Annotated in this window: 17 protein-coding genes and 1 tRNA gene; 8 read left to right on the top strand and 10 right to left on the bottom strand. The window is 54.1% G+C overall.

Annotation, left to right across the window (positions count from 1 at the left end; all coding sequences use genetic code 11):
• The first annotated feature begins 438 nt into the window (after positions 1–438).
• The 3 genes from D3A97_RS22630 to D3A97_RS22640 are packed head-to-tail and all read left to right on the top strand — an operon-like array spanning position 439 to position 6,132.
• Positions 439–3,582: a SusC/RagA family TonB-linked outer membrane protein gene (locus D3A97_RS22630; RefSeq protein WP_198674138.1), complete on the top strand. Its 3,144-nt coding sequence runs from the start codon at positions 439–441 to the stop codon at positions 3,580–3,582.
• 23 nt (positions 3,583–3,605) lie between these two features.
• Positions 3,606–5,192 carry a RagB/SusD family nutrient uptake outer membrane protein gene (locus D3A97_RS22635; protein WP_198674139.1) on the top strand — a complete coding sequence of 529 codons (1,587 nt, stop codon included), beginning with the start codon at positions 3,606–3,608 and terminating at the stop codon, positions 5,190–5,192.
• 28 nt (positions 5,193–5,220) lie between these two features.
• Positions 5,221–6,132 carry a DUF5017 domain-containing protein gene (locus D3A97_RS22640; protein WP_119080844.1) on the top strand — a complete coding sequence of 304 codons (912 nt, stop codon included), beginning with the start codon at positions 5,221–5,223 and terminating at the stop codon, positions 6,130–6,132.
• A 64-nt stretch (positions 6,133–6,196) separates the two neighbouring features.
• Here the strand turns inward: D3A97_RS22640 and D3A97_RS22645 are convergent, their stop codons facing one another.
• Positions 6,197–7,567: an exonuclease domain-containing protein gene (locus tag D3A97_RS22645; protein ID WP_119080845.1), complete on the bottom strand. Its 1,371-nt coding sequence runs from the start codon at positions 7,565–7,567 to the stop codon at positions 6,197–6,199.
• 263 nt (positions 7,568–7,830) lie between these two features.
• On the opposite strand from D3A97_RS22645, the gene D3A97_RS22650 reads away from it, so the two are divergent.
• The gene (locus tag D3A97_RS22650; protein WP_119080846.1) at positions 7,831–8,067 is read left to right on the top strand and encodes a hypothetical protein; all 237 of its coding nucleotides are present in this window, start codon (positions 7,831–7,833) and stop codon (positions 8,065–8,067) included.
• Positions 8,068–8,146: 79 nt separating this feature from the next.
• Here D3A97_RS22650 and D3A97_RS22655 read toward each other — a convergent pair whose 3' ends face one another.
• Together D3A97_RS22655 and D3A97_RS22660 are read right to left on the bottom strand one after the other, a co-directional pair.
• Positions 8,147–8,848 carry an SRPBCC family protein gene (locus D3A97_RS22655; RefSeq protein WP_119080847.1) on the bottom strand — a complete coding sequence of 234 codons (702 nt, stop codon included), beginning with the start codon at positions 8,846–8,848 and terminating at the stop codon, positions 8,147–8,149.
• A 262-nt stretch (positions 8,849–9,110) separates the two neighbouring features.
• A complete protein-coding gene (locus D3A97_RS22660; protein ID WP_119080848.1) occupies positions 9,111–11,558 on the bottom strand; it encodes an AsmA family protein in 2,448 nt (815 codons plus the stop codon).
• Positions 11,559–11,642: 84 nt separating this feature from the next.
• On the opposite strand from D3A97_RS22660, the gene D3A97_RS22665 reads away from it, so the two are divergent.
• Positions 11,643–12,410, top strand: coding sequence for a M90 family metallopeptidase (locus D3A97_RS22665; RefSeq protein ID WP_119080849.1), 768 nt, complete (start codon positions 11,643–11,645; stop codon positions 12,408–12,410).
• Between the two features lie 11 nt (positions 12,411–12,421).
• Here the strand turns inward: D3A97_RS22665 and D3A97_RS22670 are convergent, their stop codons facing one another.
• Positions 12,422–13,783: an alpha-L-fucosidase gene (locus D3A97_RS22670; RefSeq protein ID WP_119080850.1), complete on the bottom strand. Its 1,362-nt coding sequence runs from the start codon at positions 13,781–13,783 to the stop codon at positions 12,422–12,424.
• 249 nt (positions 13,784–14,032) lie between these two features.
• Here D3A97_RS22670 and D3A97_RS22675 point away from each other — a divergent pair, with 249 nt between their 5' ends.
• Positions 14,033–15,013, top strand: coding sequence for an alpha/beta hydrolase (locus tag D3A97_RS22675; protein ID WP_157986702.1), 981 nt, complete (start codon positions 14,033–14,035; stop codon positions 15,011–15,013).
• A 59-nt stretch (positions 15,014–15,072) separates the two neighbouring features.
• Here D3A97_RS22675 and D3A97_RS22680 read toward each other — a convergent pair whose 3' ends face one another.
• The 4 genes from D3A97_RS22680 to D3A97_RS22695 all read right to left on the bottom strand — a co-directional run bounded on the left by D3A97_RS22680 (position 15,073) and on the right by D3A97_RS22695 (position 21,877).
• The gene (locus D3A97_RS22680; protein WP_119080852.1) at positions 15,073–16,887 is read right to left on the bottom strand and encodes a RagB/SusD family nutrient uptake outer membrane protein; all 1,815 of its coding nucleotides are present in this window, start codon (positions 16,885–16,887) and stop codon (positions 15,073–15,075) included.
• A 12-nt stretch (positions 16,888–16,899) separates the two neighbouring features.
• Positions 16,900–20,283 (bottom strand): SusC/RagA family TonB-linked outer membrane protein, encoded by a 3,384-nt coding sequence (locus D3A97_RS22685; protein WP_119080853.1) that lies wholly within the window; start codon positions 20,281–20,283, stop codon positions 16,900–16,902.
• A 67-nt stretch (positions 20,284–20,350) separates the two neighbouring features.
• Positions 20,351–21,295 carry a FecR family protein gene (locus tag D3A97_RS22690; protein WP_119080854.1) on the bottom strand — a complete coding sequence of 315 codons (945 nt, stop codon included), beginning with the start codon at positions 21,293–21,295 and terminating at the stop codon, positions 20,351–20,353.
• Between the two features lie 45 nt (positions 21,296–21,340).
• Positions 21,341–21,877, bottom strand: coding sequence for an RNA polymerase sigma-70 factor (locus D3A97_RS22695; RefSeq protein WP_119080855.1), 537 nt, complete (start codon positions 21,875–21,877; stop codon positions 21,341–21,343).
• 195 nt (positions 21,878–22,072) lie between these two features.
• On the opposite strand from D3A97_RS22695, the gene D3A97_RS22700 reads away from it, so the two are divergent.
• Positions 22,073–22,145, top strand: a tRNA-Lys gene (locus D3A97_RS22700).
• A gap of 168 nt (positions 22,146–22,313) precedes the next feature.
• Here D3A97_RS22700 and D3A97_RS22705 read toward each other — a convergent pair.
• Positions 22,314–22,805, bottom strand: a complete 492-nt coding sequence (locus D3A97_RS22705; RefSeq protein ID WP_119080856.1) for a nucleotidyltransferase — start codon at positions 22,803–22,805, stop codon at positions 22,314–22,316.
• Positions 22,802–23,239 (bottom strand): hypothetical protein, encoded by a 438-nt coding sequence (locus D3A97_RS22710; RefSeq protein ID WP_157986703.1) that lies wholly within the window; start codon positions 23,237–23,239, stop codon positions 22,802–22,804. Before D3A97_RS22710 ends, D3A97_RS22705 begins: the two co-directional genes overlap by 4 nt.
• A gap of 104 nt (positions 23,240–23,343) precedes the next feature.
• On the opposite strand from D3A97_RS22710, the gene D3A97_RS22715 reads away from it, so the two are divergent.
• Positions 23,344–24,450 (top strand): serine hydrolase domain-containing protein, encoded by a 1,107-nt coding sequence (locus tag D3A97_RS22715; RefSeq protein ID WP_119080858.1) that lies wholly within the window; start codon positions 23,344–23,346, stop codon positions 24,448–24,450.
• Positions 24,451–24,583: the final 133 nt, after the last annotated feature.

A 24,583-nucleotide genomic window follows, 5' to 3' on the forward strand; every position in this document is an offset into this window, starting at 1 on the left:
GCCAAAAAATCCCGTTTCCCAGTTCTTCAGAAAAATTAATAAGTGAAAAAGTTTCATTTTTTGAACTTGTTTCCTATTTTCGTGTACGTACCCGTTTTCGTCCATCGTTTATTATTCCCGCACTTATTGACCAAAATGTAAGATGGTTGCTGTTAAATGTTGATTTCACGAACAGGCCAACGCGCTCAGCAACAACGGACAGGTTTTCACAATCATTTAAGAATCACAAAAACGCAATTGCTGTAAAACAGATCGCACTTTTACTGACAAAATACGGGTACGTACACGGGCATGAGGCATCTGCGTGTATGAAAACGTTTGCAAAGGGAGAAAAACCTCCCCCGCCCTGCTTATGAGCAGTAAAAGCACGATGCTGATTATTTTAATTCATTAAAAACATACCGTATGAACCTTACGTGTAAACGGCATAGTTGCCGAATGGGAATCCCTTTCCTCCTGTTGCTGCTGTTAGGCGTTCTTTACCGCGGGCAGGCGCAGGACCGTAAACGAATCAGCGGCACGGTGACCGATGCGCAAACCGGCGAGCCTGTACCGGGTGTAAGCATCCGCGTAAAACACACCAACACTGGTGGCTCCGCCGATGCCAGCGGCCGCTTCAACATCCAGGCCGCCGCCTCGGATACGCTGGTGTTCACCATTGTAGGCTACACCCGCCGCGAGCTGAGGGTGGGCAATAGCACTACCCTCCAGGTGCGGCTCTCTCAAAGCACCACCACCCTCAACGAAGTGGAGGTAGGTTATGGCGCCGTACGGAAAAAAGACCTCACCGGTTCCGTAGGCCTCGTAAATATGGAAGACATTGCCAAAGCGCCCGTACAGTCTTTTGACCAGGCGCTGGCCGGCCGCATTGCGGGCGTGCAGGTGTCTTCTAACGACGGGCAGCCCGGCGCCGAAGGCATTAACATCGTGATCAGGGGCGCCAACTCCCTTACCCAAAGCAATTCCCCCCTCTACGTAATTGACGGCTTCCCTATTGAGGACCCGGAAAATGCCGCCCTCAACCCTGACGACATTGCTTCCATCAGCATCCTGAAAGATGCCTCCGCCACCGCTATTTACGGTGCCAGGGGCGCCAACGGCGTAGTGGTGATAGAAACCAAACGCGGCAAAACCGGCAAACCGGTGATCGGCTACAATGGTTCTCTCGGTATCAACCAGGTTACTAAAAGAATGGAGATGATGAGCCCCTACGAGTTTGTACGCTACATGCTGGAAAGGAACCTGACCGCCGCCACGGCCACTTACCTCAAAGACGGCAAAACGCTCGATTCCTACAAGAGCGTGCCCGGCATCAACTGGCAAGACCAGCTTTTCCGCACGGGCAGCACGCAAATTCACAACCTCTCCATAAGAGGCGGTAACGACCAAACGCGTTATTCCATTTCCGGCTCCATCAACAATGCAGACGGCATTGTGGTCAACTCCGGCCAGGAGCGTTACCAGGGCAGAATATCGCTAGACCAGACCATCAACAAGAAACTGAAGACGGGCGTCAATATCAACTACAGCCAGATCAAGAGTTTCGGGCAGCTGGCCTCTCCCGCCAGCGTGGCCGGTTCCGCCACCAGCACCCTCATGTATGCCGTTTGGGCTTACCGGCCGGTAACAGGCGGAGAATCGGATATCAATGATGATAACCCGCTGGAAGATGAGCTGATGGACCCCGAGATAGACCATGCCAACGACTACCGGGTGAACCCCATCGTATCCGCCAAAAATGAGCTTCGCCAGCGGCGCAGCACCAACCTCATGGCCAATGCCTACGCTACTTACGCCATTACGCCGGAGCTGACCCTTAAGGTAACCGCCGGCATCAACAACCGGGTAGACCAGCGGGACGAGTTCTACAATGAAAACACTTCCCGTGGTACGCCCCTGCTGCCCAGCTCCCGCGGCGTGCAGGCCAACACCGCTAATGATAGCCGCCGTGACTGGATGAACGAGAACACGCTCACCTATAAAAAACGTTTCGGCAAGCATGCGCTGGACGTAGTGGGCGGTTTCACCATGCAAGGCTTCACCCGTGAGCAGAAAGGGTATGCCATGGTACAGATACCCAACCCCGAGCTGGGCCTCAGCGGCATGGATGAAGGCATCCCCGTTTCTTCCAGCTCTTTGTATACCGGTTCCAACCTGGCCTCTTTCCTGGGCAGGGTAAACTATAACTACAAGTCAAAGTACCTGCTCACGTTCTCTTTCCGGGCAGACGGGTCTTCCAAATTCGCCCCCGGCAACCAGTGGGCCTACTTCCCCTCGGGCGCCGCGGCCTGGCGCATGAGCGATGAAAAGTTCATGAAAGGCCTCCGCTTCATCTCCAATGCCAAACTGAGAGGCAGCTTTGGGGTAACGGGCAATAACCGCGTAGGAGATTTCTCCTACCTCCCCTCCCTCACCTTCCCCGCGGCAGACAACTACTCCTGGGGGAATGAAACGCCTTCCAAAGGCGTGCATGCAGACAACCTGGGCAATGCCAACCTCCGTTGGGAAACCACGCAGCAGATAGACCTCGGGTACGACCTAGGCCTCTTCCGCGACCGTGTGGAGCTGAACGTAGACCTCTACCGCAAAACCACGCACGATATGTTGCTGCGCGCCAACATGCCTTATGTAACGGGCTATGCCAGCGCGTTCAAGAACATCGGTAAAATGCAGAACCAGGGCCTGGAGCTGACGCTCACCACCGTAAACGTACGGAACAAGAATTTCAGCTGGGAAAGCAACTTCAACATCAGCTTTAACAACAGCAAGGTGCTGGCGTTGAGTGATGACGAAACAAGAATGCTGTCTCTCGTATCCTGGGAAACCGCGTTTAACAACTCCTTCCTCTATGTAGCGGAAATTGGCCGCCCGGCGGCGCAGTTCTTCGGTTATATCTGGGATGGCGTATACCAGCTCGAAGATTTCGACCAGACCCCTTCCGGCCAGTACATCCTGAAACCTGACCGATCTACCAACGGCAGCGCCCGCGCCAACATCAAACCAGGAGACATCCGCTACCGCGACCTGAACGGGGACGGTGTGGTAGACAGCTACGACCAGACGGTGATCGGCAATACCATGCCCACGCACTTCGGCGGTTTCTCCAACAACTTCACCTACCGCGGCCTCAGCCTGCATATATTTTTCCAATGGGCTTACGGCAACCAGATCTACAACGCCAACCGCCTGTTGTTTGAAGGCAACGGCAAAGGCAGCGGCAGCATCAACCAGTTTGCCAACTACGCCAACCGCTGGACGCCCGAGAACCCCAGCAACACCCTTCACCGCGCCGGCGGCCAGGGCCCTGGCGGCGCTTATTCTTCAAGGGTGCTGGAAGACGGTTCTTTCCTTCGCCTGAAAACCATTTCACTGAGCTATGCACTGCCTTCCGCCTGGCTGAAGCGGGCGCATATCCGCAGCCTGAACGTGTTCTCTTCCGTGCAGAACCTCTACACGTGGACCAACTACAGCGGTATGGACCCCGAGGTATCTACGCGCAACAGCACGCTCACCCCGGGTTTTGACTGGTCTGCCTATCCCAGGGCGCGCACCATTGTTTTTGGTCTCAATACTTCCTTCTAAACCATACTCAACAAATGATGCATATGAAATACATACACATTTTGCTGGTAGCCTGCTGTTGCGTAGGTATAGGCGGCTGTAAAAAATTCCTGGGCACCAGGCCGCAGGATTTTTTGTCGCCGGTGAATTATTACAGCAATGAAGAACAGATCACTTTTGCCCTGGCCGGCGTATACAGCCACCTTGGCAAGTCTGAACTATATGGAGACAGGATGTTGGGTAGAATGGGGCTTGACGCGGATGAAGGTTTTTATTCCCGCTCGGGAGAGCTGACCGGTGTATCTGTTTACGAAGTATCCGCTTCCGACCCCATCGTTTCCACTCACTGGCGCTGGTTATACGAAGCCATCAACCGTGCCAACCTGTTGCTGGCCAACATAGACAAACCCAGCATGGAAGAAAAGAAACGCAACGCCATTAAAGGCGAGGCGCTGTTCCTGCGGAGCTATTATTACCTGATGCTGGTGAGCAACTTCGGCGGCGTGCCGCTGATACTGGAGCCGGTAGGTTCCGCCAACTCCGTTAACTTTCCCCGCGCTACCGCCAGGGAAGTATATGACCAGATAGTAACGGATATGAAAACGGCGGAGGGGCTGGTACTGACCGCCGCTGAAGCAGGCCATGGCGGCCGTGTGAGCAAATCCGCGGTGCGCGGCATACTGGCCCGTGTTTGCCTTTACATGGCCGGCCACCCTATTAATGATGCCAGCAAGTACGCGGAAGCGCGCGAGTGGGCGCTCAAGGTCATGCAGCCGCAGGAAGACGGTTTCCAGCACGCGCTGAACCCCTCTTTTGAAGGCGTGTTCATGAACTATTGCGAGGATAAATATGACATCAAGGAAAGCATCTGGGAAGTGGAGTTCTGGGGCAACACGCAGGGCGCTTACCGCGAAACCGGCCGTGTAGGCAGCAACAACGGCATTGCCTATTCTACAGATCCGCCAGATCCGAAATTTGCCTACAGCTATGGTTTTCTCAACCCCACCGGCAAGCTGTTCCGCCTGTTTGAGGCAGGAGATCTGCGGCGTGACTGGAGCATAGCCACCTACCGTACCTCCGGCAACCCGGCCGTAAAAACCAACTGGACGGCCAGCCAGATCTACGAAAGGAACAGCGGCAAATGGCGCCGGGAATTTGAAGTGGTGATGCCCAAAGACAAGAACGGCGGCGCCATCAACTTCCCCCTGCTGCGCTATGCAGACGTGTTGCTCATGTTTGCCGAAGCGGAAAACGAAGTGAACGGCCCCACCGGGGATGCCTACGAAGCGCTGAACCAGGTCAGGAGAAGGGCTTACGGCAAACCGGCCAATACGCCAGACCCCGCGGCAGACGTTACCGGGCTGGACCAGGAGAGCTTCCGCCAGTACCTGCAGGATGAAAGGTCAAGAGAACTGTGTTTTGAATGCCTGCGCAAACGGGACCTGGTACGCTGGAACATCTTCCTGCCGGTTATGAAGGCCGTGGCCAACCTGATAGATGGTGAAGCCCCCAGCGCCTTCAAATATGCCGCCCGCTCTTACAACAATGCCAGCGCAAGAGATGAGCTGTGGCCCATCCCCTCCCGGGAAATAGGATTAAACAAGGCCCTCACGCAAAACCCGGGCTGGTAAGCGTTTCCTCTAACTTTAAAACTCTGCAATGATGAAACCGATATATTATTTGCTGCTGGGCTGCCTCTGGATGGCCACTGCCTGCCAGAAAGAAAATGTGGACGATCCCGTATTTGATGTAACGGCAGAATCCCTTACCGTAAAGGCCGGTGAAGCCGTTAAATTCGCCTTCACGGGAGACCCGGGCCTCATCTCTTTCTATTCCGGGGAAGTGGGGAACGATTATGCTTTTAAAGACGGCCGCGTGGTAGAAGCCGGTGAGGTGTTCATGTCTTTCAACACCAACACGCAATACGGCACCCAGGCCAACCAGTTCTCTGTATGGGCCTCTACGGACTTCAACGCCAAGTATAACATTGGGGACGTGAAGGCCGCCACCTGGGTAGACATCACAGACCGCTTCACCATTGCCAACTCTACCACTTACACCAATTCAGGCTCCGTGAGCCTGAACGATATTGTGGTAGACGGCCAGCCGATTTTCATTGCGTTCAAATACGTGATGAACCAGCCCGTAGCCACCCTGGGCGTGGGTAAAACATGGCGGGTGCAGAACTTTTCGCTGAAGAGCAACACTTCCATCGGCACGCAGGTGCTGGCAGACCATGTGAGCGCCGGATGGCTGCTGGTGTATGAAGGGCCCAAGGAAGAGACCCGCTCCTCCATTACCGCCAGCACCATTACCATGCGGGCCAATGCCCAGAATACAACGGCGTATACGGAAGACTGGTGTATTTCACAGGCGGTACAGGCCGGCAGTGTAGACATGGGGCCAGACCGCAGCATTGCCGTAAAAGGCTATGCCAACTCGCGGCTGGAAGAGTATACTCATACGTATGCGCAGCCGGGCACGTATAAAGCCACCTTCCTTGCTGCCAATTCAAACATTCATGACAACAAGCAGGTGCTGAAACAACTGGACATTACGGTAGTACCGTAGGGCATAGAAAAAATCGACGCAACGGGCCGGCGGGGACTTCCCTGCTGGCCTTTTGCGTTCCGGCTTACTGGAAGCTGACCAGCCTGGCCGTTTTGGAAGCGGTATACTGCCGTAGAAGATTGCGGATAAATTCGTTCTCGGGGTATTGGATCAGCCAGTTTTTCAGCATGGCGCCGTCAGACACGGCAACGTCTCTCGGTACGTAACCCATGCCATAGAACTTCCCTTTTTCCATGAGTATGCAGCTCTGCTCCGTGGCCATGCGGCCCGCGTCGAGGATGGCAAAAGAAGGCTGGCGGGCCTGCAGGCTTTCCAGGGCGGTCAGCACCCGTTTATTGTACCGCACGGGCTTTTCTTTCTTTTCGCAGGCGCCTTTGCAGGTTTTTTCGGCTATGCCGGTGCAGGCATCCTGGTCTGTTTGCAGGAAGCAGAGCTTGGGGCACAGCCTGAACTCCCGGATCAGCTCGCGCATCAGCTGGTGGCCGTCTGCCAGCAGGTTGAAGGTAAATACGGGGTGGGTGTATTTCCGGCGTTTTTCAATGGCCAGGCGCAGGTAACCCTGCTGGTCTTCAAACATGTAAATGCCGTACCTGAACTCTATGCGTTTCTGCGCATTGTTGTATTGCGGCCAGAGGCGGCGTATCTCTATAGATTCCAGTATGAAAGCCATCAGCTCCGTGCCTGTTTTCTCGTAGGTAATACGGTGAATGTTGCGGATGAACTCCTGCCGCTGGCGGCCGGCGCTGTTGCCGGTGAAGTGGCTGGTAACCCTTTTTTTGATGTCTCTCGCCTTGCCTACGTATACCACCTTGCCTTTCACATTGTGGAAATAATATACGCCCGGGCAGGAAGGCAATTCCGCCACCTGCTCCTGCGGGAGGTGCAACGGCAGCCATTTTTCCCGGGAGCGGCCGTGCAGGGCCTGCGCAATGGCGCCCTGGCTGTCTGCCGCCATCAGCCGTTCAAACAGCTGTACGGTGGCCAGTGCGTCCCCGCTGGCGCGGTGGCGCTGCTGTATGTTGATGTTCAACTGCCGGCAGAGGTTGCCCAGGCTGTAAGAAGGGAAACCGGGAAACACTTTGCGGCTCAGGCGCACCGTGCAGAGCTTTTTGGCCTGCAGGGTATACCCGCAGCCGTCCAGGTGGTGCCGGAGGAAAGAATAATCGAAATTAACGTTGTGGGCAATAAAGATCTGGCCCTGCAGCAGTTCAAACACCCGGGCCGCCACCTCTTCAAAAGGCGGCGCATCGGCCACCATATCGTCCGTAATGCCTGTGAGCGCCTGTATATAGCGCGGAATGGGCCGCCCCGGGTTTACCAGGGTCTCAAAATGCTCCACTATCTCCTGCCCGTCGTGCACAAAAATGGCAATTTCCGTGATGCAGCCGGCACTGGCGTGCCCTCCCGTTGTTTCAATGTCTACAATGGCGTACATGCAGCAAATATACGGATTGGTACGCAAGGTATTTGCGCGGTGCGGGGGCGAGGCCCGGCACCGGCTCATTACCCAGGCGCCGGACGCATTGCGTGGAAAACAATTACTGCCGGGAACGGCTGTTGGGCAAAAAAATACACACGGCTCCTGCTGTTACATTAAAAATTCCCTGCTGTTAATAGTGGTAAGGTTTTTGGCCTTTTTTACACGAAATAATTTTCCGGTCAGCGTCTCATGCAATTGTCAACATAAAAATTTTGATCATGAAAGGAAAACTCGCACCCATTGGTATTATTGCCATGTTTATTGTAGTAGTGATGGGAAGCCGCGGCTTCTCCGGCCAGCCGGCCATAGCAGCTACCACAGCGGATGGTATCAGCTGGAATGCACAGGATACCGTTCCGCAGGATACTACCAAGAAAAAGAAGAAAAAAGACAAAAAGAACAGGGATACGTCCAACCTTCCGAAACCAGATACGTTTCAAACTTTCAGGCCATAGCATACAGGATGTTGGTTGTGAAAAGAAAAACCCCGGAAACGGTTCCGGGGTTTTTCTTCCAGGTATTATAGTATGTTAGTTAATACAAGGCCTCCATATGTTGTTTGAAGTTCTTCACATCGTCCCGTACCAGTTTGGCAAATGCGGGGTTCAACAGCCGTACCAGTCCTGCCCCGGCATAACCGGCCGGCGGCCGGTAGGAAATGGTCACAAATACTTCGGTACCGCCCTCCGGGGTTTCCCTGAAGCGCACTTTACCGGCGTTAGACACGGTAGACCCGTTGAGGGAGCGCCAGCCAAAAAAGTCGTTCTCCCTTTCGTCCACAATTTCCGCGTCCCATTCCAGGGCCAGGTCCCCTATCAGCTTCACCATCCAGTGAGAATGTTTATCGTCCAGTATTTCCACATCATGCAGGTGGCCCATAAAAGACGGGAGGTTATCCAGCTGCCGCCAGTAGGCGTACACATCAGCAATGGGGGCGTTCACCACCATGGAGGTGCGGATGTTAACGGCGCGGGCGTGGCGGGTATGCAGCTTGTCTTCCACAATGGCCTGCAGGGGGCAGTTGCCGGAGATACCGCGGTACAGCAGGTAGCCTCCTGCCAGCAGGCGGCCCAGGCTGGCCAGCGGCTTTTTGCCCACATCGTGCAGGCCGGCGTATACCAATGCGGCGCCCGCGGCGGCTGAAATAATGCGGCCGGTTCTGGATACGTTGATCACAGTAGTGGAGTCATACAAAAAGCCTGCATGCGGCTTGTCCAATTCATGTTCCTGGTCCATACAAAAGGTTTTGCGTGTTATACAGCGAAAATCCTGCTAAAACATTATGGGGTGAAAAACAGGCCGTTACCAAAACAGCCGTGTGTATAAAATTACACAATCCTGCAAGAACAAAAAAACAGGGAGGCCACTTTGTAGCCTCCCTGTTGCGGGCTTGACCTAACTGATGAACGCCGCTGGACCGGGAGCGGTGCAGCAAAAAAGGTTCCTGCCTGCAAATCCGCGGCAGATAAGGGATATCCAATATCAAGTGGGGATTTATTTACTCATTTGCGGTATCATCTTTCCCTTTGCCCAGTTTCAGTTTCACCTTCCCGTCTTCCCCGTCTACGGCGCGCAGGTTGAGCACAATACCGCTTTTGCGGCGTTTGCGCAGTTCTTCCGCGTCGGAGATCAGCTCGTCCTTTTTGGGGTTGCGCAGGGGCACCTGCAGTTTAATGTCTGTGCCTTTTGGCATGCCGTACACGCCCTCCACCTGTATGTTGAGCACGCTGGAGGCAATCAGCATGGGGTGTATGATGATCCGGTTGCCGCGTATGTCCAGCTGGTTGCTGATGCGTTCAAAGGTGACGTTAGACATGTCCCGTTTCCGGAAAATGAACTTGCCCAGGTTTTCCAGCGGCTCGTAATGTACCAGGGCACCCTTGTTGAGGTCAAAGGTCACCGTGCCGAACATGGAATGGGGCTTTACCGTGGCATCTTCCTGCATGCCGCCCCTGATGTTGGCGGTGGCGGAAAACACGCCTTTCAGGTTCTTGGCCTCAATGCCGTTTTGCCCGAAGTTCTCGAACTGGCGGAAGAGCTGGTCTACCTGCACCTGCCTGATGCGCGCGTCCAGGCTGAACTTGTCGTTCCCGTTGGTGCCGTGGTTAATGTTGCCGTTCACCACCATGGAGCCGCCGGCGGTTTGCAGGGCCACTTCAAACACGCGCAGCTGTTCCTTGGACAGTTCAAGCCCCGCCCGTACATCCGCCGCCTGGAACTGGCGGTAGCGCACTTTGCCGATGTTCAGCCGCATGTTCACGCTGCATTCTTCCAGCACCACATCCAGCTGTTTCATGACGCGGGCGTGGCGGTGGCGGTTGTTTTTGCGGGCGGGGGCGGCTGCCGCCTTGCGGTGCCGTTTGATGAAGAAAGACTGGAACTCGTTCAGGTTTACCAGCGGGCTGTTGAGCGTCCATTGCATCTGTATCTTTTCCGGCGCGGCAAAGTAGAAGTTCAGCATGTTCTTCACGCTGCCTTCCAGCTCCATGGTGCTGCTGCCGCTGCGCAGGCGCACCCCGCGGAAGTAAAGGTCTTGCCCCTCAAAGTTGAGCGTGGCCTCACATTCCTGCACCGCCTGGTTGCGGGGAACGTACACAAAGGCGCCGTTCTTCACCTGTATGGTGCCGCGCAGGTAGCCGGCCACTGTGTCTTTCGGGTCCCAGCCGCCGGCGTATTCAATATCTACCAGCCCCTCCCCTTTGGTGAAGTTGAAAAGATGCGCTCCTATAGGGTGTGTGAGGCGCTGCAGCGGGAACTGTGACCGGAAGCGCCCCGTGAGCAGCGGCTTTTGCAGGTTCAGCACGCGGATGGTATCCGCGGTAACGGGTATGCTGTCATACTCCGCCGTAAAATCGTATATGCTCAGGCGTGAGTTGGCATTGTTGTGCCCCTTGTTGGGCTCCACTTCGTTCAGGAAAGCGCCTTTGAAGCCCACCCGCTCCAGCGTGATGTTCTTGCCCGTCATGGTATTGTTGGCCGTGTTCCAGGTCACGTTCACATAGGGCGTATCCCTGAACTGCATGTGGCCGCGCACGTCCGCATATACGTTGAGGGGTTGCCCGAAATCAAGACTGTCCAGCTTGGAAGAAATATTGGGCGTTACCATGGAAGCGGCCATGCGGAAGCCGATATTTTCGGCGGCAACACGCAGGTTAAAATGCGCGGGTTTGACGCTGAAATTGAACTGCGCGCCTATCTTCACCGGCTGCCCGTCAAACCGGAACGCCTGCTCCGGGATGGTGAGCGTTTTATTGGCGGCGGTCCAGTTCAGGTCAATATCTGCCGTCAGCGTTTTGTCTTTGGCATAGCTGCCTTTGGTGGTATTAAAGGCCAGGCTGCGGATGAGTATCTCTTTTCTCACATGGCAAACCCACCCGTCTGCCTTGTAATCCATTTCCGCGCGGAGATTTTTGATGTCCAGCTGGTAGAGCTTGAACTTCTGGTGGTTCTCGAAGGTGAACACAATGTTGCGCAGGCGGATGTCTTGTATGGTAGGCTCCTTGGTTTTGGCGGGCTGCTTTTTCTTTTTGCCGCCGAACAGGTAGGTGTTGGAATAGCCGGTGCTGTCTGTATAGAAGTAGATGGTACCGTTTTCCAGGATGATCTGCCGGATGTCTACCTCCCTGCGCAGCAGGGCAAAAGTGTTCACTTTCACGAACAGCTCCTTTACGTCCAGCAGCGTGTGGCCGTGGCGGCTATACAGGCTGTCTTTGAGAGACACGTCTTTGAGCGTAACGGAAATATTGGGGAAACCCCGCAGCAGTGAAGGCTCCATGTCACGTATCACCAGGTCTCCATCTATGCGGCTGCTAAGCTGTTCGGTGATCTGGGAAAGAATGGCTTGTTTGCGGCTGCGCACTACCAGCGCCAGAATGAGCCATAAAACAATAACCAGTGCCAGAAGGCCACCCGCTGAAATGAGAGAAATACGGACCCAACGCTGCATGAATCTATAGTTAGTGTTGCTGAATATAACCAATATCCGGCAAAAATGTTGCCGGGTTGCCGGCGGAATACGATATTTGAGCTGATGACAGCAGTATTGATACCAATAGCAATCGTTCTTTTCCTGTTTTGGTGGTTCTGGCGTAAACCGCGCGTGAAGGCCGACCCCGGCGTAACAGCGCTGCTGGAGCAGCACGTAAAATATTACCGCCAGCTGGATAGTGCGGAGAAAAAAAGATTCGCGGCCGAAGTAACGGAGTTTATGGGGCATGTAACAGTAGAAGGCGTGGGCACCTCCGTGGAGGAGCTGGACAGGGTGCTGATAGCCGCCAGCGCGGTGATCCCCATTTTTGCGTTCCCCGGCTGGAAGTACCGCAACCTCACCAACGTGATCCTCTACCCTGATACTTTCGATGAAAAGTACCAGTTTGAGGGAGACCGCCGTTCCATACTGGGCATGGTGGGCAGCGGCCCGCTCAACGGGCAGATGCTGCTGAGCAAAAACGCCCTCCGCCACGGCTTTTCCGAATATACAGACAAGAGCAATACCGCCATCCATGAATTTGTTCACCTGGTAGACAAAACGGACGGCACGGTAGACGGTATGCCCCAAAGCCTGCTGCAGCACCGCTATAGCATGCCCTGGCTGCAGGTAATGCATGAAGAGATCAAAAGGATAGAGACCGGCCAGTCAGATATCAACCCCTATGCCGCTATGAACGAAAGCGAGTTCCTGGCCGTGGTGTCTGAGTATTTTTTTGAAAACCCCGGGCGCATGCAGGAGCATCACCCGGAGCTGTATGCCATTCTTTCCAAAATGTTCCAGCAAGACCCTGCCGCAGCGGTTAACTAGGCAGGAAGGGGCTACAGGCTCCCTTCCAGTTCCACTTTAATAACGGATGCAATAGCGTTGGGCGCGGCCGCCGGCAGGCTGAAGCTCGTATTATTGCCCGCCGCGTTTGCCTTCACCCCCTGTTTGCTGCCCAGCAGCGTGGCGCGTTTTACCTTGTTCTTCAACCCGGCTACTTCCAGCTTGCCATTGGCCGGCCATTCAAACACGGACAGGTACAGCGTATTGTTTTTGCAGGTAATGCGGCCCCAGGGTTGCGGCTCCAGCGGGCTTTTCTTTGTGCTGTAAACAGCTTCGCCGTTTACCTTCATCCACTCCCCTATGCCTTGCAGGCTTTTGATGCTTTCTGCCGGAAATTCCCCTTCCGCCGTAGGCCCTACGTTCAGCAGGTAATTGCCGCCTTTGGAGGCAATATCTACCAGGTTGCGCACCATGGTTTCCACAGATTTCCATTTATGATCGTAGCTTTTGAAACCCCAGGTGCCGTTCATGGTCATGCAGGTTTCCCAGTCCCGGCCATCCAGCTCGCTGAGGTTGGGTATCTTCTGCTCCGGCGTTTTGTAGTCCCCGGGAAAGTTGGGGCGTTTCAACCGGTCGTTCGTGATGATATTGGGCTGCAGGGCCAGCTGCGCCTGCAGTTTTTTAGCCGCATCATCTGTCATATTGGTAGGCGTATCCCACCAGAGTACCGCTACTTCGCCGTAATTGGTAAGCAGCTCTTTTACCTGCGGTACGGCCACGTTGTTGATATACTGGTCAAAGGTCTGCGTTTCCTGCGCGGGGTCCCAATGGCCGTGGTGAGCTTTGGTGTAGGCGTCTACCTTTGCGGAATCAGGGTTGGGCCAGCCTTCCCGCATGTCTTTGCGGGCCGCGGAGCCGCCGGGGTTGTTCCAGTCTTGCGCCTGGGAGTAATAAAAACCCAGCTTGATGCCGTGTTTCTTACAGGCTTCCGCCAGCGGTTTCAACAGGTCTTTGCCATAAGGTGTGGCGTCTGCAATGTCCCATTGGCTGGCTTTGGAGTTGAAGAGCGCAAAACCGTCGTGGTGCTTGGCGGTGATCACAATATATTTCATGCCCGCATTTTTGGCCATCAGCACCCATTGCTCCGCGTTGTATTTTACGGGGTTGAATTGCCTGGCGTAGCCCTGGTATTCCGCCACGGGTATCTTGCTGCGGTTCATGATCCATTCCCCGCCGCCCCTGGCCATGGGGTACCCTTTGTACATGCCGGCGGGCACGGCGTACACGCCCCAGTGTATGAACATACCGAAGCGCGCCTCGCGCCACCATTTCATTCTTTGATCGTTAGCGGAATTTTGCGCCTGGAGGCACTGTACCAGCAGCAGGCAAGCCAGCAATGCGGAGATCTTTTTCATTTGTCAGTTTTTGTGCGGCTTTCGCGGAAAGCGCTTTTATTTCATGGAATTTTACATGCCCGGCGCTTTATGCAACCGTTTGCACAAATTACGGTTTAAGGGCGATGGCATTGCCTGCTTTTTAGCTATTCATTGTATTTTTTTCGCCTGTTCTTATGGTTGTTTCCATGGCTGGTTGCACATTTTGCATTATTTTTGGGGCCACCAGTCAAATCACTTATGTGGAAAACCTTTTTACTGCTTCCCATATTGTTTTTTTCCCGACCCGCTGCCGCGCAGAAGAGCGTAACCCGGCAAGATGCCATGATAGCCAGCGACCCTGGTGTGCGCATCTTTGTACGGGAGGTGAAAGCGCGCAAGCGGAGCCGCAAGCCGCCCATTTTACTGGTACACGGCGGCGGCCCTGGCGGACTGGCCTCTTTTGACCTGCCCGTGCCCGGCGGCTCCCTGGCGCAAGACCTGGCGCAGGAAGGCATGGACGTATACATCATGGATGCCCGCGGCTGGGAAAAAAGCACCCGGCCGGATTATGACACCACCCGCCGCTGGATCATTGCCGGCAGCTCCAGGGAAGTGTCTCATGACATAGACGCCGTTGTGGATTACATCATAGAGCGCAGCGGCAAAAAGCAGGTATGCCTCTTCGGCTGGTCTACCGGCGCGCAATGGATCGGCTATTACGCCTGCATGTACCCTGACAAGATCTCCTCCCTCATTCTGCTCAACTCCCTCTACGGCGTAAACGCCCCCTGGATGTACACCAATATGTACCGCAGCTGGATGGACACCACGCAGTTCGACTACACCACCATTTCTTCCATGCGCAGGGCCACCAAAGCGTCTTTGCTGGCCTCCTGGAAAAAAGACAGCTTTTACGACCCCACCATTGCCAAGGCTTACGCGGAAACCGCGGTAGGTTTTTATCCAGACAGCCTGCTGGAAGTACCCGGCGGTTACCGCGTGGAAGCCTTCTACACCGCCCAGGGCAAAGGCCTCTGGCACGCCAGGGACATCCGCGTGCCCATTCTCTGCATTCGCGCCGAGCGGGACACCTGGAGCCGCCCGGAAGATATGAAAGCGCTGGAAGAACACCTTGTAAACGCCCCCAAGAAAAAATTTGTGGTGCTGCCCGAGGCTACGCACCATGTTTTCCTCAGCCGGCCTGAAGAAGGCCGCGCCCAGCTCATCAGCGAAATAGTGGCATTCAACGTAAAAAGAAAAGGCCGTTAAAAAAACGGGCGCACCCGCAAGGGGGATACGCCCGTTCATCTACTTCAGCAACAAAGCAGCTAGTAACCGGGAAACTGTACCAGCACCTTGTTCCTGTCTATCTCGCTTTGGGGTACCGGATAGAAGTAGAACCTGGGGTGCCATGCCGCGCGTGTAAACACTACGGTGCGTTTGTGAAATTCAGGATCAGACAAGGAAGTACCTTTCTCTATGTTCATACCGTGAAACTGGCCGCCCTGGTGGGACTCCGGCAGGCCGGGTATTTTCCAGCGCCTAACGTCCCAGTAGCGGTGCCCTTCAAACATCAGTTCCAGCTGCCTTTCCAGGCGTATCTCCTTCCGCAGTTCCTCCTGGCTGCCGCCGGTGAGCGAAGGCAGGCCTGCGCGGTCCCTCACTTCGTTAAGATATTTCAGCACGTCCGCATGGCCGGGTTCATACTCGTTCAACGCTTCCGCGTAGTTGAGGTAGATCTCCGCCAGGCGTATCATCATGGTGGGGCGCGCTACATATTTGTTGTTCCGGAAATCTGTGGTGGGGTGAACGTTCTTGCGCGCCGTGTAACCCGTGCTGGGCCAGTCTCTCGGGGCGCCGTTCTTGCCGCTGTTGCCGGTAAAGAAAAACTCCACGCGGGAGTATTGGGCGTCCGGTACCACCGGTATGGTAGCCCCGTTGAAAGTAACGTTCACATAAAAACGCGGCTCGCGGCCCACGTACATGTTGTAGGTACCGGCTACATAAAAGTTGGTGGCGGTGTTGGTGAAACCTGTTTCGGAATAGCCGCCGGCGGGGTCTGTAATGGCTTTGCCATCTGCCATGCGGAAGGCGTCTACCATTTCCTGCGTAACGGCCACACCGTTCCAGGCGTTGCCGTTGGAGGCGCGGGGGCTTACATGGCGTTCCCAATGACCGTCCGCGCTGGCGGAGCGTATCCAGATGGCTTCTTTCGTATAGCCGTCAAAGAAGAGGTTGCGGTAAGAGAGAAAGGCCGCCTGGAAGGGGTCTGCATTGGTTTCCCTGAACAGTTCGTACCGGTTCAGGTTGATCACGGCCAGCGCGGCGTCCGCGGCGCGTTTCCACCGTTCCTTGTCGTAAGTCTGGTTAAAGAGCTGCTTGCCGTCCAGGTTCTTGAAATTGGCCAGCTCTGTGTTGCCGTTGAACAAGGGACTGGCATGGAAAAGCAGCACCTGAGACCTTACCGCGGCAATCACCGGCTGGGTGATGCGCCCTATCTGCGTTTTGTCTATCTCCCCGCTGCCGGCGTTCACATGCACCACCGGCACGTCCGGGAAGGCCTTGTCCATTTCAGACAGCACGTAATCCACACACTCGTCCCAGGAGCTGCGCGGTATCTGGAAGTCCGCGTCAGGCGCTTTCGGTTCCTCTCCCATCAGCACCACCGGGCCGTACTGCTTCATCATCAGCCAGTAATAGTACGCGCGCAGGAAGCGGGCTTCCGCAATGTACTGTTTCAGGAGCTGCTGCCCGTTGGGCTGCTCCTGGATCTCCTTGTTCTGCCCCGCATCCCGGATGAAAATGGCGCACTGGCGGATAGTCTGGTAATAAGGGTTCCAGTTGTTGGGGCTGGCATTATCTGGCGTAATGGCGCCGGAGTTGATGCCAGGCTGCACCCAGGCGTAATCCACCTCGTCAGACTGGCCACTCCAGACGTTGTTATAGGGCTGGTCCCACATACTGGGCATGATAGAGTAGCACCGTGCCAGCCATTGTTCCGTCATGGCCTTGTTGGTAAAGATGTCTTTCAACGTGGTAATGTTGTCCGGCACCGTATCCAGGAAGCCTTTCCGGCAAGATGGCGCCAGCAGCGATACGAGCAGCGCCAGGGGTATGATCTTTTTATATAGAGCGTTCATCATGATGTGTCAGTTTTATTGGAAGTTTACACGTAAGCCTGCATTAAACACAGATAGCTGCGGGTACACCGTGCCGCGCCCGTCTCCCAGCTCGGGGTCCCATATCTTCCAGGGAGAAAAGGTGAGCAGGTTGGTGGCCTGCACGTAGAAGCGCATGTTCTTCACCCCGTAGCGGCGCAGGCTTCTCATGCCGAAGTTGTAACCGGCCTGTATCTCTTTCAGGCGGATGTAATCCGCCCGTTTCATCCACCAGGTGCTGGTGTAGTAGTTGGTGGTCACGTCAGAGCGGGTAGACAATCTTGGATAAAAGGCGTTCGGGTTGGGGTTTTCCGGGGTCCACCGGTCTGTGGCGTTGGTGTACAGGTTGCCGATGGTGGGGCCTTCGTAAAAAGGATTGGTGCTGTGGCCGCTGGAATACATAAAGTCTACCATGGCCGCGCCCTGCCAGAACATGAACAGGTCAAACCGCCCGATGCCCGCGCTCAGGTTGAGGCCGTAAATGATCCTCGGTATGGCGCCGTAGCCAATGGCCTGCTGGTCAAAACTGTTGATGATGCCGTCTTCGTTCAGGTCTTTGTATTTGATATCACCCGGCCGTACATCACCCGCCTGGCGGGGAGAGCGGGTAATCTCCGCGGAGTCCAGGAAGAGGCCCGTGGCCACGTAGCCAAAACGCTGGCTGATGGGGTGGCCCGTGCGGTTCAGCCAGGGGTATTGCCACGGCGGCAAGCCGTCTGCCACGTTCTCGTTCTTGTTGAACGTGAAGTTGCCGCGGAAGCCTACATAATAATCTTCATTAAAGGCATGGTTATATTCCAGCGTAAGGTCTATGCCCTTGTTGCGGGTAATGCCCACGTTGCCGTATGGAATGTTGCCGGTGGTGAAGCCGGAGGCGTACGGAATGTCTGTTTGGCGCAGCAGAATGCCCGTGCGGTACTCTTTGAACAGGTCCGCAATGAGAGAAAGGCGGTTTTTGAACAGCTTGATCTCGAAGCCGAGGTTTTGCCGTTCCGCCGTTTCCCAGCTTACATCAGAACCTACCTGCCCTTCTTCATACCCTGAGCCGTAGTTTTGCGTGCTGCCCGGTACGCCAAACTGGTAGCCGCCCGTGCCGCTGTTGATGCGCGTCATGAACAGGAAGCGGGAATTGGTGTTGCTGTTGCCGGAGATGCCGTAGGTGTACCTGAATTTCAGGTGCGGGATGGCCTCTTTCATGGGCTCAAAGAACCTTTCGTTAGACACTACCCAGCCCACGCCGAAAGACGGGAAAAAACCGTAACGTTTTTTAGGCGTGAAGTTCTCGGAGCCGTTGTAACCGAAGTTCAGCTCGGTGAAATACCGGTTATCGTACCCGTAAGTGACCCTGCCGCTCAGCCCGCGTATGCGGAAGGGAATAGACTCCACCAGGTCTCCCGCATCGCCGTTGATGTAGTCAGACTGGTTGAAGAGCAGCAGGCCGGACACATCATGCTTGCCAAAGCTGTTGGCGTAGTTCAGCGCCGTTTCCGTATAGAACCGGCGGTTGCCGCCGCGGGAACCTTCGTAGCCCAGCACGTCCGAGCCCGCCTCCACCAGCCGCATGATCAGCTCACCGTCCGCGTCCCGGCCTTCCGCAATGTAGGTTTGCACGTTGCGTTTACGGTTGAGGTTATTCCAGTTATAGGAGTCGAACGCGAACATGGAGGTGAGCGAGAGGCCTTTCAGCAGAAAGTCCAGGTTCTGGCGTACCCGCAGGTTGGTGCGGATGTTGTTGCGGTACTCCGTGGCATAGCCGCGCTGCGTAAGATCGCGGTAGGGGCTGTAGAAACCGCCGCTGGGGATCTTGGGCCACATGCCGTTGGAGTACTGCGGCGGTATGATGTGGGGCGGCACCTTGGAGGCCAGGTTAAAGAGGTCTCCCGTGCCAATGCCCGGGTAGTTGCTGTTGATGATATAGCCGTTCACGCCCAGCTCCAGCTTGGTGGTTTTGGTCATGCTGGCATCTACGTTGGTGGCAAAGGTAAAACGGTCCAGCTTGATGTTGTTGTTGTAAGACTGCTGCTTGTCACGCTTCATCATGCCCGTTTCAGAATAATAGTTGGCGCTGATGTAATAGGTGGCAAACTCGGAGCCGCCGCGTACATTGAGGCCTGCCTTGCGGTTCAGCCCCCATTCGTTGAATATCTGTTTGAACCAGTCTACATTGGGGTACAGGTCAGGATCTTCTCCCGTGATGTGTTTCTGTACCTGGTCTTCCGCATAAATAGGCGTTCTGCCGCGCGCTTCCAGCCCTTCATTATAGAGGCGCATGAAGGTGGGCGCGTCTACATAGTCAGGCAGCTGGGTAAAGCGCGTCATGGCCTGGCTCACCTCCGCATTGATCTGCGGTTTGCCCGCGCGGCCTGTTTTGGTGTTCACGATGATAACGCCGTTGGCGCCGCGGGTACCGTACACCGCCGTGGCAGAGGCATCTTTCAGGATGGTGAAGGTCTCGATATCTTCCGGGTCTATATCTGTAATGGAACGGTCCGGCACGCCATCTACGATCACCAGCGGCCCCTGCGGGCTGGAACTGAAAGTGGAAATGCCGCGGATGTAAATATCCGCCCCATCGTACCCCGGCTCCCCGCTCCGCTGAACAGACACAATACCCGCCAGCCTGCCGCCCAGCGCATTCATGAGGCTGCGGGCGGGCAGCTTCAGCTCCTGCGGGCGTACGGTAGACTGGGCGCCTACCAGGCTCACCTTTTTCTGCGCGCCAAAGCCCACCACCACCACTTCATTGAGGCCGCCTTCCTTAGCTTCCAGCACCACGTGCAGGTCCATGCGGTTGCGCACGCTGAGCTTCTGCGTTTCGTAGCCTACAAAAGAGAACTCCAGGGTATCTGTAGGCTCCACCTCCATGGAGTAGTACCCCTCCTGGTTGGTTACCGTGCCCTGGGTAGTGCCCGCCACGCGTACCGTTACGCCGATGATAATACCACCCAGCTCGTCTTTCACCGTGCCGGACACCCGTATTTTGGCCGCCTGTTTTGCCGGTACGTTTGTAGCCGGGGTTTCTTCTGCCGGGGTAATAATGAACTGGGAGTCAGCAATGCGGTTGAGCATCAGGTGGTAGGGCTTCAATGCCTGCTGCATAGCAGGAATGATGCGGGCAGCCGGCTCTTTGGTCAGCTGTTCCGGTACGCGCACATCTTTTGTGAACTTTTCGTTGTGCGCCACGCGGAGCTTGTACTTCTGGAAAATTGTTTCCAGTGCGTCTTTGAGGGGAATGGTGCGTGTTTCTCCACTGCTTCTCTGCTGCGCCAGGGGGCTTGCGCTCGCAAAAGGCCGCTGGGCGAGCACAACGGTGGAGATTGCCTGCAGGCATAGCAAGGCAGTGGCTACGCTCAGGCATAGCCGTAGACGTCCAAATTTCATAACGTAAATTTTGGTTAGGTCAGATGAAAATGTAAAATGGAATTACTCGGATTCTGGTGCTGTGTTCTTACTTTGGTTGAATGATGAATTTATTCCCGGTTTTTTCAATATGTGCCTGCAGCATGGCCGCCAGCACTTCCTTCACTGTTTGTTCGTTTTCCATGGCAATACGCCCGCTAATTGTGGCGCCTTCAAAAGCCTCGGGCCGGTGTATCTCTACTTGGTACCCGTAATTGCTTGTCAGCACGTCTTTTATTTCAGCTAATGTGGTATTGTCAAATTTGTAATCCCCGTCTCTCCAGGCGCCGAACAGCTGCGCGTTCACCTGGTCTTTTTCCAGCACGCCGCCCGGCATGAGCCGCGCCCTTTCATTGGGCCGCACCGTTATGGCCCGCTCCCCTGCCTGTGTTCTCACCTTGCCCTGGGTAACGATCACCGCGCTTTCATGCAGCGTGAACGCCGTGCCCAGCACCGTTACGTCTATCTGCCCCGTATGCGCCACAAACGGCAGGGCGCTTTTTTCCACGTCCAGGTAAGCCGTTCCGGTGATGTGTATTTCCCGGTCTGTTTTCCCGAAGGAGGGCTTGTACCGCAGGGAGCTTCCACCTTTCAGCCACACCTTTGTACCATCCGGCAGCACTTTGAGTTGCACGGTGGAGCTGCCGCCCACCGCTATGTGTACTTCCTGCTCCTGGCCGCGGGTGCCGAAGTAGAAGGCCGTGCCGCCCGCCAGCAGCAATACCGCCACCATGGCCGCGTACTTCAGCCAATTGGCGCGGCGGCGGGGCAACTGGGCGGCCACTTCCTGCCAGCGTGCTTCCACATCCAGCTGGCGCTCCCCCGCCCTTTCCAGGTCAAGGAGATCTTTTACCCTGAAATACAGCTCCCTGTTGGCGGTGGACTGTTTTGCCCAGGCGGTCACGAGAGCCACTTCTTCAGGGCTGGCCGTGCCGCTCAGTACGCTCACCAGGAGGTTGTAATCTATTTCGCTATTGTCGGGTAAAAGTGCCATTTCAAGAGTATAGACGATGAAGGAATTAAAACTACGTACGTGAAATCAGAAAAAATTTAAAAAAAGCAGGTTGATCTTCCCGAACATGCTGCGGAGCTGTTTGATAGCCTTATATAATTGCGTTTCCACGGTGCGGGAAGAAATGCCCATGGCATCGGATATTTCGGCCGTTTTGAGGCCTTCCAGGTACCGGAGCCTGATGATCTCCCGGCATTTGGGGGGCAACTGCTCAATGGCTTCCCATACGCTGCGCTCGTCTGACGCTTCCAGCAGGCTTTTATGGCCGGTTTCCGGGTGGAAGTACGCCAGCTCCTGCTGGGTGAGCAGAGCATCCTGCACAAAGCGGCGGTGTACCTGCTGGTGTTTGAAATAGTCCATACATTTATTATGCACGCTACGGAAGAGGTAGCCGCGGGGGTTGATGGGCAGCTTGCCGTGGGCCTGGATGAACACGTCCTGCACCAGGTCTTCCGCGGTGTGGAGGTCCACAAACTTGCAGGCATAGCCTACCAGCGCGGAATAGTATTCATGGAATACCTGCGCGGTGGGTTTCATCAAGCCATCGTCTTCAGGGTGCTGCATAGGCGATTTTGGATTTCTGCAAAGTTATATGCCGGGGGTAAAGCTATTTAATTCTCTGAGCAAATTTTACTGTAAGGGCGGTTTTTTGTGTACGATTTTGGGGTGGTGTTTGTGCTGGATGTCAATATTTTTTAAATTTATTTGGAATGAAATGTATAATTCCTATCTTTGCAATCCCAAAACGAACGGGTGATTGATTCCGTAGCTCAGTTGGTAGAGCAATACACTTTTAATGTATGGGCCCTGGGTTCGAGTCCCAGCGGGATCACAGCAGCGAAAGCAAATAAAATTAAAGCCGCATAAAACGTAGTGTTTATGCGGCTTTTGTGTTTTTGGGGGTGTGATTGTAATCGATGTTATATCAAGGTAAAAGGTAGCAAAAAAGGTTACACTAAATTTTAGAGCGCCTTGTATTGAATTGTGATTGTAATTAACTTTATCGCTTCGGGCGGCTACCTTTGCCAGGTTGTTTTTTGGGCAGAATCTTTTTGATCTCTTTAATGTCGGCAAGATCCTGATTCCGGCCAGCAGCCTGTTTGTTTTTGAGCAGATCTTGTAACCCTATGAATGACAATTCCAGGCCGTCATCGAGTGTAATTTGCTGCCGGTTTTTCTTCGCTTCTGAAAACTCAACACCATCGATGCTATTCAGGATGTCAATCCGCAGCGGAGGCTGCCCAATTTGATTAATGAACCCTTCCTTCAAGAAATCCGCCTTTTCGAAACCAAGAGAAGCCATGCCAAAATCGGCAATTACCTTGAGCATTCGTTCGGCGTTTGCCGGAGAAACATTGATCCAGATATCCAGATCTCCTGTATGGCGGGGTTTGCCATGAAAAGCAAGGGCATAACCTCCTACCACCATGTAATCTACCTTGTGCTCATTAAGTAATTTCACGAAATCTTCAAAATCTTTCGCCAGTATCATGATTTCAATATTTTACGGCTTACTGCTGTTTTATCCAAACGCGCATTTTTCCCCAGGGATTGGGCGATGATGAAGGTTAAAGCTTCCAGCCTTTTGGAAGGGGATTGATTCAGCCAATATTCCCAATCGCGGGAAGTATCATTTGCATCTTTCAGTGCAACTTTCCGGACAACCGGCACAATCATACGGCCAGTATGGGCCAAAGAGACAGCTTGTTTCGGTTGACTAAATACATTCTTCCGTTCCACCCGCACATCCTTGTTTTCAAAGGGAACTTTCCCCTTGCTTAAGTAATTATTGAGCGTATTGTAGTTGTATTCCGGATAGCTCAGGCAGAAGTTTTTCAGGTTTGAAAAGACCTCAAACGGACATTCGGCTTGATTTTTCCAATACACTACGATCACTCTTCTATTATTTGAAACCGGTGTAGACATATACAAATTTAACAAATAATCAGTTAATATTTGTCAATTCGAGCAAAAAAATTAGATTGCCTCTCGTCAGACAATAAAAATCCAAAATTCACTATTTTTAGAATATGAAAAAAACGCTTACTATATGCATTGTTCAAATATTGTTATGCGTAGCCTGTTTTGCCCAAACGCCCAATGAAAAGACTGACCGTTACTTAGCAACACAAATGAGGGACCGGCAGATTCCTGGTTTGCAACTTACAGTGATGAAGGGGGATCGTGTGATTTTCTTCACATCCAAAGGGTTGGCCGATGTGGCCTTTCATATTCCCGTTAGCGACAGTACCATTTTTTCTGTTAATTCCGCCGCGAAAATATTTGCCGGAGTAGGATTGTTGCAGCTGGCAGAAGCTGATAAGGTTCACCTTGATGATCCGGTAGGGCGCCATCTCAACAACCTTCCCCCAAGCTGGCAAGGCATAACGCTAAGGCAGTTAATGGGGCATGTGTCGGGCTTACCCGATGTGGAAGATGACCGCACAGATGGGTTAGTCGGCGGACATGGTGAAGATAGCGCATGGCGGCTGGTACAGCGCTTGCCACTCCTGGCTAAACCAGGGGAAACGTTCAACTACAATGCCACCAATTACTTATTGATTCAGAAAATACTCGAAAAGTATAGCCTCATGCCTTACGAGGCATGGGTGCGGCAAGAGCAGTTTTTGGTTGCGGATATACGGCAGACATTTTTTGCTAACTCGGATGAAGTAGTGGATAATAAGGCGCCCAGCTACTCCTATTATTTCCACGATCCCGTGAGAGGTGAATACGTCAAAGGGGACCAACTGCGTCAACTCCATGAAGATTTCCCCCGTATGATGCGTACCGATGCAGGTGCCTTTAGTACGGCACAAGAGCTGGCCACCTGGATAAAGGCCCTGAAGAGTGGCCGCCTGTTAAAGCAGCCTGAAAGTCTCCGTACCCTATGGACACCGGTACAGCTAAATAATGGGAAAACAGAAGGGTTCGGGGGAACGTCTACCGGTTATGCGTTAGGATGGTCAGTGATGGAGCGGAAAGTACATCCAGCTGTAGCCGCTGTAGGTGGCGGGCGGGCCGCGATAGTAGTCTATCCCGAAGATGATCTTACTGTCATCCTGTTGACTAACCTAAGTGGCTGCGCTCCTGGAGAAATTGCAGATGTGATTGCAGGATATTATTTTGATCGCTGACTGGATCGGTGAACGAACAGACAGCATAAAGCCGCGCAAATCGCATGATTGGCGCGGCTTTTCTGTTTTCTGGATATAAAGTTGATCCTATCAAAACCCAGGTGAATGGTAACATTTAAGGGTCCACTAAAAA

It is taken from the genome of Chitinophaga alhagiae, assembly GCF_003568665.1.
GTDB lineage: Bacteria > Bacteroidota > Bacteroidia > Chitinophagales > Chitinophagaceae > Chitinophaga > Chitinophaga alhagiae.